This window comes from Rufibacter glacialis, from assembly GCF_008271745.1.
Taxonomy (GTDB): domain Bacteria; phylum Bacteroidota; class Bacteroidia; order Cytophagales; family Hymenobacteraceae; genus Nibribacter; species Nibribacter glacialis.
This window is the reverse complement of the sequence record NZ_VKKZ01000010.1, coordinates 835,627-851,477: the sequence shown is the minus strand read 5'-3', so window position 1 is coordinate 851,477 and position 15,851 is coordinate 835,627. Positions and strand designations below refer to the sequence as shown.

Sequence of the window (15,851 nt, the reverse complement as noted above, 5' to 3'; positions counted from 1 at the left end):
AAAACACCTTGGTTTTTATAGCGATTTAATTTTCTTTCAATTTTGCCACATGCAAGTCATAATTATACTTCACCTGGCGGTAGACATCTCTGATAATGGAGATAAAAACATTATTGCTTTGGCTCAGTTTGCTCCTCTCCACGGTGCTTGGTTCATCAGCTGGATTGACTTGCAAAAACAAACTTTTATAGTCATTATAGAACAAGCATTTCCCGTGCTTTTTCAGAAAAGCCACGCACATCAGGTATTCTGACTTATCTGGTTTTGTTCCCTCAGAATACCGGCCGAACTTCTGGAGGAAGTCGCTGCGCCGCAGGTGCGGGTGGTCTGTATAAGCGTAGATCTTCTTATAATTCGTGTACCAGGGCTTGTAGAGTTTCTCGGAGAAGCCCTGGCGGTAGGGCCGCAGGTAAGGGTAAGGGAAGTAGGCGTAGAAGGTGATCAGGTCCCACTGCCCCTCCTGGCGCATGATCTCCAGCGCGTCCATGAAATGGGGGGCGAAGGCGGCCGTGGGCACGAAGTCCTCCTGCACGTAGAGCGTCAGGGGCGTGCGCACCGCCTCCTGCCCCTTGTTGATGTTGTGGCCCAGCCCCCGGTTCTGCGGCGTGGTCACCAGCCGGAACGGGTAGCGTTCCTGCAGCGCCCGCACCGCCGACAGGTGCTCGGGCCGGCTCCCGTCGTCGGACACCACCACCTCCCCGAAGGAGCAGCCCCGCTCCCGGAAACCCGCCAGCAGCCGCTCCAGCGAGCCGCTCCGGTTGTAGTGGGTCACCAGCAACGTCACGTCGGGGAAATTCATTGAGGCTTCTGCCATAGTCTTGGGTAGGTCAAAAGCAGAAGATTATACCTCTACCTGCTTTCTTTCCCTTTAATATTTTGATTTGGATATTCTCCTTTGCAACTCCGTCAACCTGAAAATTCAGCCGGCCTCCCCTTTCGGACTTCTTACCAAGCTTTGTTTTTTATACAAAACCCAAAAAACACCCCCTAAACAACCTGGCATGATGAAGATGGGCTACGCTTGTTTCTACCTCATCTCACCTTCCATTCACCTAAGGGTTATCTTGGGAGCAGCCTACACCTTATAATCTATCTTATCTGTAAACAGCAGCTTATAATTAAGCCGCAAGAATTTATACTTCAAGTATCCCCAGCGCAGGAAAAGAATGAAAGCATTTTGCTGCTCCCTCCAATTTTTGCGGTAGGTGGCGGTACTCGGTTCGGTATTCGTATTTATTTGGTCAAACAGGGCAAAGCAGTCATTGAAGATCAAGCCTTTGCCCTGGTTTTTGATAAATGACAGGCTCATGGTCAGTTCTGTCTCATCCACGTTCTTTCCCTCCACATACCGGCCGAACTTCTGGAGGAAGTCGCTGCGCCGCAGGTGCGGGTGGTCCCCATAGTAGTAGAACTTTAAAGGATTCGTGTACCAGGGCTTGTAGAGTTTCTCCGAGAAGCCCTGGCGGTAGGGCCGCAGGTAAGGGTAGGGTGAGTAGGCGTAGAAGGTGATCAGGTCCCACTGCCCCTCCTGGCGCATGATCTCCAGCGCGTCCAGGAAATGGGGCGCGAAGGCGGCCGTGGGCACGAAGTCCTCCTGCACGTAGAGCGTCAGGGGCGTGCGCACCGCCTCCTGCCCCTTGTTGATGTTGTGCCCCAGCCCCCGGTTCTGCGGCGTGGTCACCAGCCGGAACGGGTAGCGCCCCTGCAGCGCCCGCACCGCCGACAGGTGCTCGGGTCGGCTCCCGTCGTCGGACACCACCACCTCCCCGAAGGAGCAGCCCCGCTCCCGGAAACCCGCCAGCAGCCGCTCCAGCGAGCCGCTCCGGTTGTAGTGGGTCACCAGCAACGTCACGTCGGGGAAATTCATTGGGGCTTCTGCCATAGTCTTGGGTAGGTCAAAAAATTGCCTGGGTAACATTAGGGTTCAAAACCCTATTCGTCTAACATGCTTATGTTTTCTGGCATGCGGGAGTTGAAGTTCCCGGTGAACCGCTTCGCCTCTATCAGGATTCTCTCTTTTACTACTTGAGAAAAGGTGCCGGTTCTTTTCAGGGTTCTGGGGGCCGTCCAGGCTCTGGCTTTGTTAGACCTTACCTGTTTTATCTTGCCATATTCCATCAGGCCCAGGCAAAGCTGCCCATCATCTCCCCGCCACCTGGAAGGAACAAAACCAACCTTTAACCCATACTCCCTGATAAAGCCCATGCTTAGGCCAAAGGAATTGTAGTACGGCCGTTTGATATGCCGTATCTCAGCAAACGCATCTTTCATCATTTCCAGAAGGAAAAGCTTCCACCTTGGAAATCCTTCTTCACTGATGAACGAGTACCTTCCATAGACGCAAACCACACCAGGCTCCTGCAGCACCTTCACCATTTCATCAACCCAGCAAGAGGGATAATAACAATCTGCATCAGCCAGCAGGATATATTTACCGGCGGCTTGTTCCTGGCCCATTTGGCGGGCGAAGCCACAGCCTTGTTTTTCCTGGAAAAGGCCTTTGACATGCAATCTGTCAATGGTGTCCTGGGTTCTGTCCTGTGAATTATTGTTGATGACGATAATCTCAAATGGGATTTGCGTTTTCATTCTGGACAGGCTCGCCACCGTTCTAAGAATATTCACCTCCTCGTTCCAGGCAGAAATCACAATGCTTGCCAAAGGCTCTTTGCTCTGCACCCTGTCCAAGTCCTGGTTGATGCTGTCAAACACATGAGAAGGAATCTGCTCAAAGCTTTCATACTCGAACTTTATATCAGCTATCCAGTCTGGGTTCTTAAACTGTCTCATAAACCAAATTATATTAGAGGTATTGGCAATCAAACTTCGTTCTTGCACTTTAAAACCTAAGAAACTACCGGCTCAGGCTTCCTAATTTAATCCTACTATTTAAAACAAAACTAATATTTATTTAATTTAATAGGAAACTTTCTATAAAAATTTGTTTATTTTCTACAGGTCACATTCGCTGAATTGGCCCTTTGATGTCCTAAAGAGCAATCCGGTCTCTGTGCTCTGATCTAGCTTTCGGAAAATCTGGAGGGCTGGTATAGCTTGACAAGCTTGATTCCATATCCTTTCGGAACCAAGATCCTGCTTGTCTCAAGACCCTCCTGTCTCCCTTCCTGGCAGATTCAATATATTCCTTGAGCTGTCAGCACAGGCTGAGGTTTCTCCCATTTTTCACTTTCAGGGTTATATTTTTTCAAAACACGCGCTGGGTTGCCTCCCACTATGGAATATGGAGGCACATCTTTGGTGACCACACTGCCAGCAGCCACCACCGCGTGTTTCCCAATCCTGACCCCTGCAGTGACCACGGCGTTTGCCCCAATCCAGCATTCATCTTCAATCACAATCTCCGCGGTGGAGCAGGGCTGGGCTTTAATAGGCAACCGTACATCTTCATACCCATGGTTCAAGCCAGAAATGACCACATGCTGCGCAATGATGACGTGGTTCCCTATGGTTACCGGACCAATGACTACATCAAATAGGCCCACAAAAGAGCCTTCGCCAATATGCACGTGGCCCATTCCATTGTTCACCACCGCATAATCCTCTATAACAGAGTCATTCCCTACGGTGAAGGAATTGAAGGGCAATACATCTAGCCTTGATTTACCTTGGAACACGGCATTTACTCCTTTTTTATGATAAAAAGGGTTCATGAACTGCCTCACCCACCATCTGGGCTTCGCCTGGTTTTTAGGCATCAGCAGGTAAAGCGCGAAGGCTTTTAGCCGAGGATCCTTTTTTACTTTCTGGATGAAACTCAAGTTCTTTTCGGTTTGGTTTTAGAAAAACCTTTACAAACCAGATGAGCCTTTTTATCGGCTGATACTGGTGGAAGGAATGATGGCTCTGTCAGCTTTCTCCCAGGCTGCGGGCTGGGCTTTGCGGAGGTACCTGAAAAATCCGGCGAAAACCGCCAGATTCATCATACTGAAATAAAGAGGGATCAATAAACCTTTTACCCGTTTGCCCCTCAGCTCTGCCTGCCACCCAAGCCAGGAGGCGCCATAAAAAAGGACTTGTGCTGCCAATATGATGGAATAGATGCCCCCAACCTGCCAGGCAAGCAGCAGATTCAAGGGTAGCAAAAGGGCCAGCAGCAGCGGCGTCAGACTCCACCGGAGCACGCGGTGCGACACGTAAAGAAACGTTACCAACGGCTGATGGAAAGGATTCAACAAAGAACCCAACCTCACCATAGACTGCCAGCCGCCGGCACAAATCCTCACTTTACGCTTCATTTCTTCCGCAATGGAGGTGGATGGGGTTTCAGAAGCGTAGGCCTTTGGCTCGTACACCACTTTGTAGCCTTGCTCCACAATCCTCAAGGACTGAACGAAGTCATCCAGGATCGTGTCCTTTTCCAGGGGCTGGTAGAGAGCTGATCTAAAAGAAACCAATTCCCCCGCGGCTCCCATCAGGCTGTAGATGTCCGAATCGCAGCGTTTCAGGAACGACTCATACTTCCAGTACAGCCCCTCGCCGGCCCCCGGAGAAGAATCCAGAGACATGACCTTCTTCTCCCCAGACACGGCTCCTACCGCGGGGTCCTGGTAATGTTTCACCAGTTCCCTCACCGCCTCCTGGTTCAGAAAGGAGTTGCAATCGGTAAAAATCACATAGGGGGTCTTCACGTACTGCATGGCTCTGTTCTCTGCCATGGCCTTTCCTCCCCTTAAAGGGGAATGCAGGTGGAGCACCTGGGGGTACTTTTGGAGTACTTCGGCCGCATTATCAGTGGACCCATCTGTGATGAACATGATTTGGAGCTTCTGGGCGGGATAATCCATAGCCAGGCAATTGGCTACCTTCTCATCCAGAATGGGAGCTTCGTTGTAGGCGGGCACCACCAGGGTGACCTCTGGTTCATAAACGTCCAACACAGGGCTGCCACGACGGGACAAACGAACTTTAGCCATCGCCCAAGCCACCAAACCATATCCCACATACGTGTAGAAGATGATGGCTACAGCAACCCAAAAGGTTATTTCCACAATATCCATAAGGTGTAGTTTAGGCGACAGGTTATTGGTTCTTTTTGCTCGTATTCAGGCCCCTAATGAAACCGACAATGAGGAATACGATGGCTGGGAAAGCGAAAATCTCGAAAGGCATAATGGTAGTCTTTACAGGGTCAAAGGTTGGCGTCAGCTGATACCGCTGTTACCTTGTGGGGAGTGGACAGGAAAGACGTTTTCGTCTTCTTTATTTGGAATACGGCCTTCACCATGCAGAACAAGGCATAAGGAAGCTGGAAGAGGGCTTTCCCTAATTGTCTGCTTTTATAAAAGCGCGCAGGCAAGGCGATCAATAATGCGGCACTTAGCATTAGCAACAAGACAGCCCAGAAGACAGGGGGCGGTCCGAACGGCAGCATCAGGGAAGATAGGAAAAAGAGGACCAAAACACCAATGAGCAAAACCCTTGGCACCAGAAAAGCCTGCACCACCTTGTTGAAGAACTCCACATTCCCGTGCCGCACCAGTTGGGTGATTCCCTCGCCGGCATACTTTTTAAGAAACTCTACCTGAGCCGCAATCCATCTGGTTCTCTGTTGGGTGAAAACCTTGGCATTTTCTATTTTCTCGTCAAAAACGTAGACCTGGTCCAGGTAACAAATCTTTTCCTGGTCGCGCACGATTCTAAAGTCAAGCTCTTTGTCTTCGCCCACCGTTTCTCCAATCCCTTTCAACAGTTCTTTGAGGTAAGTGAACCCGAAGGCCATGCCAGAACCAATCAACGCCGAGGACATGCCTATGGCAAAATGGCCCTTCCGGTAGATATGGTTGTTGATTTCTTCGTTACAGGCATCTAGAAAGGCAAAAGAGGAATCCATGTTCTTAGCGGTCCTGTGCGCCTGCACCACCCGGTACCCGGCGCCAAACGCTTTGTTGACTTCCTGCAGAAAGCCAGGCCCCATGATGTTGTCAACATCCAGGATGGCGGCAATGTCAAACCTGTTAGCTGGGATTTGCGCAAGCGCCGCCGCAAGGGCTTTTCCTTTGGTGCTTCTTTCAAAGGCTACCTCAATGACCTGCACGTCAGAACCTCTTAGGGTTGCCACTGTCTCCGGCAGCAAGCCATCTGCAATCACATACACTTCAAAGTTGCCGTTGTATTGGTGCTTCAATGCGGCTTTGCTCGTTTCCAGCACCACTTCATTCTCCCGGTAGGCCGGAATCAAGACACAGAAGCGGCGGTTCTTTTTCACCGTTACCTGCAATGGCCTGATGCTTTTATGCCCCGCCAGGGAAAAGAACAACAAATAGCAACAATTCAGCAGGAGATAAAGGCCAATGGTATACAGAACAATATCACCCAATAACGCTAACAGATACATACTTTCAACTTCTTGCATTCATGAATACTGGCACCTTGTCAGATGCTTCTGCACTACAAGGGAGATGGTTTACCTCCCTTTCTCTATTTTAAGGCCGGAAACCCAATGCTCTCCACGCTCTTCTGCGATAGGGCCCGTGCCCCACCCCCTGCGTCAGTAGCCTTATGGGTCAGATTCCACCACAGACCGCGGCCCAAGGCCTTCAGGTGTTTCCACTCTGCCCTCAGGCTAAATTCCAAGGCTTTTTTAGGTAGGGCCGCCAGCAGAAAAATGAGGATGCTGGTCCATAAAGGCCAGCCACTGATGTTTCTCCTGAGGAAGAGCAGCCTGTTTCTGTTCATATAATAGGTCTTCAACAAAGAGGCCTTTCCCACTGACACCGACTCCTTGTGGTAGACCGTGGATTGCCCCACGTATTGGCAGGTATAACCCGCTCTTTTGATCATCTCGCACCAATCCAGCTCTTCATAATACAGGAAGAACAACTCGGGCATAAGACCTACTTCTTTGATGACCCGCATGGGCACCATCATGGCGGCGCCATCTGCAAGGATACTATTCGTAGTGGCATCGTATTGGCCTTGATCGGTCTCCAACTGGCCTATGGTGATGCTCCTACCGGTCCAGGGATTGATGCCCTTTGAACCGGCAAACTGGATGAGCCCCTGGGTTCCGTGGTAGATAATCTTAGGCGATACAATGCCTACTTTTTCATCCTGCTCCAATTGGTTCACCAGAGGTTCTAGAAAACCAGGGTCAACCTCTGTGTCATTGTTCAGGAAAAGAACATACTGGCCCTGCGCGTGGGCAATGCCCACATTGTTTCCGCCGGCAAAGCCTAGATTCTCCGTAGACCTGATAAGCTTTACCTCAGGATAAAGCTCCTTAATAAGGGAAGGATCATCTGTGGGGGATGCATTGTCTACTACTATGACCTCCAGGTGAGGATAAGTCACATTCCGCAACGAAGCCACCATCTCACAAGTGACCGCTGCCTGGTTGTAGTTAACCGAAATAACAGAAACAAGCGGTCTAGGCATGGGCTTCTAATGAGGTAGCTTCTTTATCTAGTTTGGGTCCCAGGAAAATGAAGGCCCAAGACACGAAGAGGATCATGGAAGAAGGCTGCATGTTCATGATCTCATTCCCGTAACTACTGATGACGATGCCCGTGAAGCCTGCCGTCAAGGCGGTGAGTTTAAACCGAAGGCCTTTGTCTTTGGTGTTCCAGACAATCCCGCAACTCTTCCCTATGATGTACATCATCATACTGATCCATATCACAAAGCCCACGATGCCGTATTCGGCCCAGACCTTCACCCAGTAACTATCAGGCGGGATAGTGGCCAGGTAAGTTCCCTTGTTATATTTCTCGCCGGTATAGCCAATAGCGCCCACCCCGCCGCCAAACGGATGTTCCGCCAGATACTCCTTAAGCTTTAGCTGATTGCTTAACCGGATGTTGAAAGAGGCATCATTGGAACTCAAGGCAGAACGCATTCTCCTGATCTCAAAATGGCTCTCTCCTATGTAGGTGAACTTTAAAAAGCAGAAGCCCACCACCGCAAAGACCAGGGCTATGCCAATCACCTTTAGGTTCTTGGTAATCAACAGAACCACACCTAACCCAATGAATAAGGTAAATAAGGCTCCCCTGGTACCTGAAATAGATTCGCCATACAGGAAGGCCAGGGCAGCCAGACCACAAAGCACCTTTTTCCACCGTTTGAAGGGTCCTAAAGCCAGGGTAAAGGCAATCACGAACATGTGGGCCTGAGAAGCTCCAAACTGACTGGCATCTGAAAAGAAGGAAAACACGCGCAGTTCACCCCAGATAAGGTGGGTCATGTACCCATAGCTATTCAACCACTCCAACTCCCCCGGAAACAAACCGATGGTCACCTGCTTCACCCCATTGATAGTGGCCAGCAAAGACATACAGATAAGAAGGATCAAGAATGCATTCAGGTCTTTGTTTCTATTGAAAACTACCAGGCAGAGAGGCACCACCAGGATCCAAAGCAAATGGTACCGCATCTCAAGCATCCAGCCCAACAGACTGGAACCGGCCGGGTTGAAGATTTCAAGGATGTTGATGATGGTCCAGATGGCTCCCAGAACGCAGATCTCGTTTCGCATCAAAGACCAATCATAGTCTTTGGTGGTATGGAAGAGAGCCGCCAGCCAGGAAAGCACCACCAGCGCATCTACTATATACAGGTACTGAAAATGACCGATTTCCCGGGCGAAGAGGTTGTAAATAAAGCAATAGCTCACCAGGGAGATAATACCTATCCTGGGTTCTTTGAAAATCAGGTACACCAGCGGTACCACCAGCAGGAGGGCAAGCACCAGCCCAGGCACCAGAAAACCTACCTGCGCGGTCATCCAACCAACCCCAATGGCGGCCAGAACCGCTAAGGGTATCAGGAAAAAAGATGATTTTTTATCAGTGGTTCTTGCAATCTGCTCCATGGAAACAACGCTTTGTGCTGGGAAAATGGAAACCTGAAGGCTTCCACCATACCCTTCTCTCCTGCCAGTGCACTAAGCATTGTTGGCAAAAGAAGAAGCGTATGGTTTAAAAGGCTTTTCTGAAATTCAGGCTTAAAACGCCTTATACTTTTTCTAAGGCAGGTAGACTTTTAGGAGATGGCAGCACCTTCTGCTCGTGCAGGAAGCTATCAGGCCGTACCACCACCATTTCTTTGGCATCATCAGGCTTGACAGAGGTAAGCACCGTTTCAATGGGCGCCTTGGTCACCTTCTGGATGTTCTCAAACATGATCTTGTCTGCCTGTTGCCAAACCCGGTTGGCTTTCACCGTCAACAGCACCAGATCCAGGTCTTTGAACAAGGAAACCGGGTAGGTGTCTTCCAGCACCGCCGGGAACTCCACCAGCACTACTGCGTTGTGCATGAAATCAAATCCGGCCAGGTCAGCGATAGAGGCGTCTGTCAATACTCCCTGAAGCGGGGCATAGAAACTACAGTGCGCTCCCGGGCTGATCTTGCCTTTATGGCTTTCTGGGAAAAGGACCTGGGTATCAATTCCCATGGAAAGAAGGTTGCTGGCTAAGGCGTTGCAAAGGTCGGTTTTACCTTCTCCTGATATACTGCTCAATACCCCTACCACAAACGGACCCATGCTATCCTTCTGCCGCATCTTGAGAATAAGCTGACGGGTAAGATGGTCTTCTGCTCTTTGGGCCAGCAATAATTGCTTTGAACTGGAGGTATTGCTTTCAGGCAAGATCCCAAATACCGGGTAATGCATTTTCCTTGCGGCCACAGAGGGTTTGCGCAGGGAGTCATCCAGCAAGGCTAACCCCAGCAAGGTGCCCAAGGTCAACAAGAACACACTCAAGGAACCGAAGACCACTAACAGAATCTTGGTCAGGAGCGCTGGGCTGGTAGGATAGTAAGGAGGATCCACCACCTTCAATTGTGAGGTAAGCTCAATATTCTGCTGGTTCAGTTTACTTTGGTTCAGTCCGTCTAACTGCGCCAGGTACTCTTTTTCAGCAAGATCCACTTCCCTGATTAACCTTTTGTTTTCTCCGCCCAAAGGCAGAAGTTTGGTGTATTCCTGGGCGTATTCCCCTTTCTGCTTGTTCACCAAACCCAGCTTGCTTCTCAACTCTTCCACCAGAAAGGTAGCCCGCACCCAATCCGTCAGCACGGTACCCATGGGCATGCCTTCTTTGGAGCGGGAATTGGCATAATGCTTATCCACTGAACTAAGCATCTTCTCAGAAAGGTCTTCCTCCTCTTTCCGCAGAGAAGCCATTCGGCTTGCCTGGGCGGGAGTGGAATTGCCCCTGTTCAACAGTTCCAATTCTGCGATCTGAGACTTCACGGTAGAAAGCCTGTTCTTCAGGCGTAACACTTCCTGGCTGTAAAGATTGGGAACCCCTCTTGATTTCATGCTTTGCTCTAAAGAGCGCAACGTAGCCAAGGCCCCGGCGTATTCTGTTTCCAGGTCATTGTATTTGCCTAGCAAGGCATTCTTCTCGGTGGCAGTGTTCTCCACCTGTGAAGAATAGTCTACGATACCATTCGCTTTCTGGAAAGAGAGCAAATTGGCTTCCGCTTGTTTCAGTCTCTGCAAGGAGCTATCAGTGGCGGCGGTGAAATAAGTCACCACCGACTCAGACTGCGCGGTATGCAGTTGTTTGTGCTTCTCTATGAAAAGCTGGGTCAGGATTTCCAGGGCATTTTTACACAAGGCCGGGTCACTGGAGGTGAAGGAGATTTGCAGAAGGTCACTATCCCCAATCCGCTCGGCCTCAATAGCTGACTTGGCATCTGAAGACGCAGAGGCTGCCCCTGAGTAGTCAAATTCATCTGAGGAGATGATATCGCGCACAATATTGCTTTTGCTGGCGCTATAAAATCTTGAGATGTTGGCCGCTGTCTCCTCTACCGTTGCCCCTACCAGCTTTTTCTTAAGTGATGCGGGCACCATTTCCTGCAACTTCTCATAAGAGCTTTCTTTAAGAAGATTAGGATCATGGGCTTTCAGCATCAGATGGGAAGCCAAAAGGCGGAAACCTAGGTTTTTCCTTATATCCCTTGAATCTATGATAGAGATCAGGTTGGCAAAGGCATTGTTGGCAGCTGTATGCTGATTATTGTTGGCTGAAACACTGTTCAGGTCATACCCAGTGGCTATACCCGTATAGATGGTGGTATAGGAGGTATATTCATCATCTTTATCCTTAACAAAGAAGTAGATAGAAGCTGCCGTTACAGAGGTGATGGCCACCAGCATGAACCAGTTCTGCCTGATGATCTTGAAGATTTCTGTTAGTTTCATTTGCTTTTAATTAAGTCTATTAGTCTTGCCCCAATTCTCTCTTCCATCATCATGAGAGTGGTTTCATAGTTTACTTTAGCTGTTTGCAAGGCCGCAGCCGTGGTGGTATGGGCCTGCTGTACCGCAGACATGGCATCAATGAGAATGTCACCGCTTTTGAACTGCTTCTCAGCGAGCTTATTGGTGACTACCGCTGACTGGTAGGCTTGCTGCTGGAGTTCTAGCTGTGATTTTGCCAATACCATGTTCTGGTACAGGGTGATCACTTGGTGCCTGATCTGTTTCTCTGCTAGTTTTCTGGTGGTCTCCACCTGGGCAATGGCTAGGTCTTGCTTCTTGATAAGGTTGTGCCGGCTTAGCAGTTGGCCTAAGGGCAAAGACATGGTGACCCCCATGGTATACCTGGCTTGTAAAGGAGAATCAAAGGCGTTGAAGGAATTGACCGGTTCGCCCGCCAATCCAAACTGCTCCCAGGTGCCGTATTGGTAGGCCGAATTCAAGGCGAAGCCGCTATAGAAATTTTTCCGGATTACCTTTCTCTCCTCCTGAGCCATTAATTTAGCCGCCTCTGAGTTTTCCAATTCTGCTGAATTCAAGAGAGCTGTCTCAATCAAAATGGGCAAGGCATATTCAGAATTAAATAGCTTTTTCTCCCATTCAGCTCCCTGCTTGGGATCTGTCTGGGCAAAGGCCACCGAATAAGCGAGGGCCAGGAAAAGTACAAGGAAGGTCTTTTTCATAAGTTGGATTGATTAAACATTTTCTTTTTGGAACATGGCGGGCACCGTTTTGAGGAGGATGTACAGGTCTTTTCTGAAGGAGAACTTCTGGGCATATTCAATATCCAGGGCCTTGCGTTCTTCTTCTGACATGTTGCCCTTTCCCCGCTTGCTCACCTGCCAAAGGCCAGTGATTCCGGCTGGTGCTATAAAGCGCGCGGCATATTCATCTGTGGTGATTTTCTCTGCCTCATAAATGGGCAGGGGCCTGTTGCCCACAATAGACATATCCCCTCTCAGCACATTGTATAACTGGGGGAGCTCATCAATGCTGGTATTGCGGAGGAACATCCCAAACCGGGTAATTCTGGGATCATTCGCTATTTTGATAAAGGCAGCATCTCCCTTGTTCTTCTTTGATTCAATGTATTGCTGCTCACAAATGATTTGGCCTTTCTCATTGATCAGCTTGTTGGAACACTCTTCCTTGCTTTTGGCACAGGAGGAACAGAGCCTGAACCCTTCTTCTACCGGTGGCTCATTCACAGTGGTCTGGTATTGGTTGAAGACCTTGATGGAATCAAGAAGTTGATCAGCATCCTGGCGCATAGACCTGAATTTCCAGAATTTGAAAATCTTGAATCCGGTCCCTACTCTGTAAGAGTAATAGAAGGCGGGGCCCTTTGATTCTAGTTTAATCAGAAGAGTAATCACCAACAGGATGGGAGAAAGGAAAAGCAAAGCCATGGAAGCCACTACCACATCAAATACCCTTTTCCCCCAGGGGTACCTATAGGCGAAGGCAGGGGCAACTTTAGATTCTGGGCTCATTTCTCCCGCTTTTGATAAATAGTTAATTCTGGTGCTCAACCGTTCCTTATCAAGCGTCCGGTAGAAAATATCAGATACCCCCGCAGCTTTCAACATATTCTGGAGAGTAGGCGGAACCAAGCTGTCAGCCAACCATATGACCGGCATGGAATTCTGAAACCTGGACTTGATGGTTCTAAGCAGGTTGATCCCTAAGGGAGAGCCGGGCATGGCAGCATCCACGAGCACATCATACCGGTCGCCTTTTTCCAGGGACTGAAGGAAGAGTTTAGGGTTGTTGAAATGCACGACCTCCACATGCTGCCCCAATTCAGAACCAAACTGAAGAGCCTCCTGCAGGTCTGGCGAAAGAAAAACAACCTTCATCTTGGAAGCACTATGAGATTTTCACTCTTTTCAGGACATTCTTTATCCTAATCTCCAACTCTTCTGGGTTGAAGGGCTTGATCATGTAATCATCAGCGCCGCTTTTCAGGCAAAGAATCTTGTTCCGTGACTCTTCCTTGCCAGACAACATGATCAGAGGAATATCTTTGAATAAGGTACTGGCCCTTAACTGCCTGATAAAGTCCAGACCATTCATAAAAGGCATCTCAAAATCGGCTACAATGGCATCTATGGGATGACCTTCCTCTAACCAATTCATTGCCTCTTTGCCATTAGACTTTACTACCACATGGTAAGAGCTAGAGAAGTAATGCTCTAATATCAATCCTATAGTAGGTTCATCATCGACGATTAATATACACTGCTTCATTTTGTTATTTTTATATTTACTATGAAATTACCGTGCCACTCTTACTTTTATAGAAATTAATAATAAAATAGTATAAAATGAGTCTTTGTAAACGCCTCTTCATCCCATTTTGGGAATAACTGATTCAAACTGGGACAAATAGTGGATGAAATGGTAGGTGCAGGAAAGAAAAGCAACCTGAAGGAGGTAAAACTGCAGCAGGAACCCATCAGTTAACAGACTCTCCGCCAGGAGTAACCAAGGAGAAAAACAGCCTGTTTTTAAAAAAGGCGGAAATTAAAGAAGAAGGTAATATTAGGATAGGTACTGGACCCCGTTTCCTGCTTTGGCTTCCTCGGCCTTATATGGAGGGAAATGGATTAAATTTCTTCCAACTAAAGAAGAAATTAACCTGTGATCATTGGTTTTGGGACAGTTCTTTGACAAAGATATTCACCACCTTATCTGTCGTGGATTTAACAATCTCCAGCAAAGAAGGCAAGGCGGAATAATCAGTCCCTTTGTTTACCACCGCCTCTATTTCTTTCATGGCGTTGGCAGCCCTCGTGACCTTGATATTGCCGAAGGTAGACTTCAGGCTATGGGAAAGGAGCGCCACCGTTTCCCACTCCTGCTGTTGAATGGCCTGCGAAAGCTTCAACAACTGACCAGGGACTATATCAATGAACAACTTCTGCATTTTCCTGATGAACACTTCATCCTCGGCCATGTTTCCCAGGCCGGAGAAGTCATAGAGCGGCATTTCTTGCTCAGTGCCCCTTTTCTCGGCAAGCAACCGCTCCTTCTCATAGTGGCCTGTATTCTTAGAGATGCACAGATACAGATCAAAGGCGTGGTAGGGCTTTCTTAGATAATCCGTAAATCCGGCTTCCCTGAACTTCTCCACCTCATGGCCGGCTGCGTTGGTGGTGAAAGCAATGATAGGGGTTTCCCGGTTTGGTCCGTTAGAATCCCTGATAAGCGAAGTGGCTTTGAATCCATCCAGACCAGGCATTTCCACATCCATGAGAATGAGGTCATACGCTTTTTCCGTGGCCAGCCTGATTCCTTCCTCGCCATTGCCTGCTATGTCTATTTTTGTATTCCAGTTCTGGATCTGATGTTTAACCAAGGTCTGGCTACTTTCATTATCTTCTACCAAGAGCAGCTTGAGGGCGTCTGAAAGATCCGGTTCACTGGCTTCTTCTCTGGGCGGGGCCGTTTTCCGGTCGTTTATAGAAAAAGGCAGGATAAACTCAATGCTCATACCGCGCTCACTTTCCTCTTTTAGCCACACACTGCCCCCCTGCAAATCAATCAACCTTTTGCTGGTGTAAATGCCCAGGTCTAGGCCGCCCATCTTGTACCGCTCTTCACTGTTGGGCACGAAATCAGACTCAAAGAATTTGGCTAGAAACTCAGCGCTTTGCCCTAGTTCCAGGTTGTGGATGGAGAACTGCAGATACACCAGGTTATCGCCTTTTTCTTCCTGGAAAACCGAAACCCCAATCTCTTTGCTTTTGGTGTACCGAATGGCGCACCTGATCATTTTAGACAAGATCAGGTTGAGGTAAACAGGGTTCACCTCCACATCTGGGATTCTAGTCAAAGGTTCTGAGAAGTGGATGCTCACATCATGCTCCGCCGCTTTCAGGTTCAGCACAGTGATGATCTCCCTAATGAAGTGCACAATGCTCACCACCTCGGTGGTCAACTCCAGCACGCCGGCCTCTACCCGGTCATACTCCAGAACATCTTTAGGAATATCTAAAATATGGTCAGAGATAGAAAGAACCGAGTTTAAATACCTTTTCTGGTCTTTGTTGATGAAGGTTTTCTTCAGGAGCCTTACCAAGCTTATGATAGCGTTCACAGGAGCTTCCAGTTCCCGGTTGACATCATGGATAAATTTTTCCTTGGTGGCAAAGGAGTCTTCGGCGATTTGGATAGTCTCTTTCAGGTCTGTGATCTCTGACGAGGAAGACAGAAGGAAGCGCTCTCCGTTTGGCTGCACAATCGCTTTCTTTATAGAAAGAAACCAGGTGCCGTTCCGGTCATCCAACTTGTAGAACTCCTCTATAGAGGCTACCTCATCTGACGCCAGGATCTCTAAATCCCGCTCATAGGAAAAATCGAACTCTACGGCCCCATTTTCCAGCAACTGCGGCAAACTTGACCTATGCAGCAAGGCATAGGCTGTGTTGGCCCATACAATTTTCCCTTGGCTATCCTTGATGTAGGTGGGATTGGGACTATCTTTGAATATCTGGTCAATGAAAAGCATACTTCTACCAAAAAAGCGTTGATCTCAACCCTTTGGCTTCAGACGCAGGCATCTTTGACCAAGTGTAAGGGAAGCGGTACTGATTTATTTCTTTGACAGCCGTTTCA

The 15,851-nt window shown here is 48.8% G+C and carries 13 protein-coding genes; all 13 read right to left on the bottom strand.

Annotated features, from left to right (window positions below; all coding sequences use genetic code 11):
- Window positions 1–25: 25 nt before the first annotated feature.
- Complete coding sequence (locus FOE74_RS04385; protein ID WP_149097366.1) at window positions 26–814, bottom strand: glycosyltransferase family 2 protein; 789 nt, start codon at window positions 812–814, stop codon at window positions 26–28.
- A 261-nt stretch (window positions 815–1,075) separates the two neighbouring features.
- Window positions 1,076–1,882 carry a glycosyltransferase family 2 protein gene (locus FOE74_RS04380; protein WP_149097365.1) on the bottom strand — a complete coding sequence of 269 codons (807 nt, stop codon included), beginning with the start codon at window positions 1,880–1,882 and terminating at the stop codon, window positions 1,076–1,078.
- Window positions 1,883–1,932: 50 nt separating this feature from the next.
- Window positions 1,933–2,790 (bottom strand): glycosyltransferase family 2 protein, encoded by an 858-nt coding sequence (locus FOE74_RS04375; RefSeq protein ID WP_149097364.1) that lies wholly within the window; start codon window positions 2,788–2,790, stop codon window positions 1,933–1,935.
- 344 nt (window positions 2,791–3,134) lie between these two features.
- Complete coding sequence (locus FOE74_RS04370) at window positions 3,135–3,779, bottom strand: acyltransferase (protein WP_225840631.1); 645 nt, start codon at window positions 3,777–3,779, stop codon at window positions 3,135–3,137.
- Between the two features lie 51 nt (window positions 3,780–3,830).
- A complete protein-coding gene (locus FOE74_RS04365) occupies window positions 3,831–5,018 on the bottom strand; it encodes a glycosyltransferase family 2 protein (RefSeq protein ID WP_188686264.1) in 1,188 nt (395 codons plus the stop codon).
- Window positions 5,019–5,149: 131 nt separating this feature from the next.
- A complete protein-coding gene (locus tag FOE74_RS04360; protein WP_188686266.1) occupies window positions 5,150–6,355 on the bottom strand; it encodes a glycosyltransferase in 1,206 nt (401 codons plus the stop codon).
- Window positions 6,356–6,438: 83 nt separating this feature from the next.
- Entirely contained in the window at window positions 6,439–7,395 is a 957-nt protein-coding gene (locus tag FOE74_RS04355; protein ID WP_149097361.1) for a glycosyltransferase family 2 protein, read from the bottom strand.
- Window positions 7,388–8,830, bottom strand: a complete 1,443-nt coding sequence (locus tag FOE74_RS04350; RefSeq protein ID WP_149097360.1) for an O-antigen ligase family protein — start codon at window positions 8,828–8,830, stop codon at window positions 7,388–7,390. Before FOE74_RS04350 ends, FOE74_RS04355 begins: the two co-directional genes overlap by 8 nt.
- Before the next feature lie 142 nt (window positions 8,831–8,972).
- Window positions 8,973–11,174 (bottom strand): GumC family protein, encoded by a 2,202-nt coding sequence (locus FOE74_RS04345; RefSeq protein ID WP_149097359.1) that lies wholly within the window; start codon window positions 11,172–11,174, stop codon window positions 8,973–8,975.
- Entirely contained in the window at window positions 11,171–11,914 is a 744-nt protein-coding gene (locus tag FOE74_RS04340) for a TolC family protein (protein ID WP_149097358.1), read from the bottom strand. Before FOE74_RS04340 ends, FOE74_RS04345 begins: the two co-directional genes overlap by 4 nt.
- A 12-nt stretch (window positions 11,915–11,926) precedes the next feature.
- Window positions 11,927–13,090: a sugar transferase gene (locus tag FOE74_RS04335; RefSeq protein WP_149097357.1), complete on the bottom strand. Its 1,164-nt coding sequence runs from the start codon at window positions 13,088–13,090 to the stop codon at window positions 11,927–11,929.
- Window positions 13,091–13,100: 10 nt separating this feature from the next.
- Window positions 13,101–13,481: a response regulator transcription factor gene (locus FOE74_RS04330; RefSeq protein WP_149097356.1), complete on the bottom strand. Its 381-nt coding sequence runs from the start codon at window positions 13,479–13,481 to the stop codon at window positions 13,101–13,103.
- A gap of 397 nt (window positions 13,482–13,878) precedes the next feature.
- Entirely contained in the window at window positions 13,879–15,744 is a 1,866-nt protein-coding gene (locus FOE74_RS04325; RefSeq protein ID WP_149097355.1) for a response regulator, read from the bottom strand.
- Window positions 15,745–15,851 lie beyond the last annotated feature (107 nt).

Bases quoted from the DNA above. Each gene is read 5' to 3' on its own strand.
- FOE74_RS04380 (WP_149097365.1), bottom strand. From the start codon at position 1,882: ATGGCAGAAGCCCCAATGAATTTCCCCGACGTGACGTTGCTGGTGACC.
- FOE74_RS04335 (WP_149097357.1), bottom strand. From the start codon at position 13,090: ATGAAGGTTGTTTTTCTTTCGCCAGACCTGCAGGAGGCTCTTCAGTTT.
- FOE74_RS04350 (WP_149097360.1), bottom strand. From the start codon at position 8,830: ATGGAGCAGATTGCAAGAACCACTGATAAAAAATCATCTTTTTTCCTG.
- FOE74_RS04330 (WP_149097356.1), bottom strand. From the start codon at position 13,481: ATGAAGCAGTGTATATTAATCGTCGATGATGAACCTACTATAGGATTG.
- FOE74_RS04340 (WP_149097358.1), bottom strand. From the start codon at position 11,914: ATGAAAAAGACCTTCCTTGTACTTTTCCTGGCCCTCGCTTATTCGGTG.
- FOE74_RS04360 (WP_188686266.1), bottom strand. From the start codon at position 6,355: ATGTATCTGTTAGCGTTATTGGGTGATATTGTTCTGTATACCATTGGC.
- FOE74_RS04385 (WP_149097366.1), bottom strand. From the start codon at position 814: ATGGCAGAAGCCTCAATGAATTTCCCCGACGTGACGTTGCTGGTGACC.
- FOE74_RS04325 (WP_149097355.1), bottom strand. From the start codon at position 15,744: ATGCTTTTCATTGACCAGATATTCAAAGATAGTCCCAATCCCACCTAC.
- FOE74_RS04375 (WP_149097364.1), bottom strand. From the start codon at position 2,790: ATGAGACAGTTTAAGAACCCAGACTGGATAGCTGATATAAAGTTCGAG.
- FOE74_RS04355 (WP_149097361.1), bottom strand. From the start codon at position 7,395: ATGCCTAGACCGCTTGTTTCTGTTATTTCGGTTAACTACAACCAGGCA.
- FOE74_RS04345 (WP_149097359.1), bottom strand. From the start codon at position 11,174: ATGAAACTAACAGAAATCTTCAAGATCATCAGGCAGAACTGGTTCATG.
- FOE74_RS04365 (WP_188686264.1), bottom strand. From the start codon at position 5,018: ATGGATATTGTGGAAATAACCTTTTGGGTTGCTGTAGCCATCATCTTC.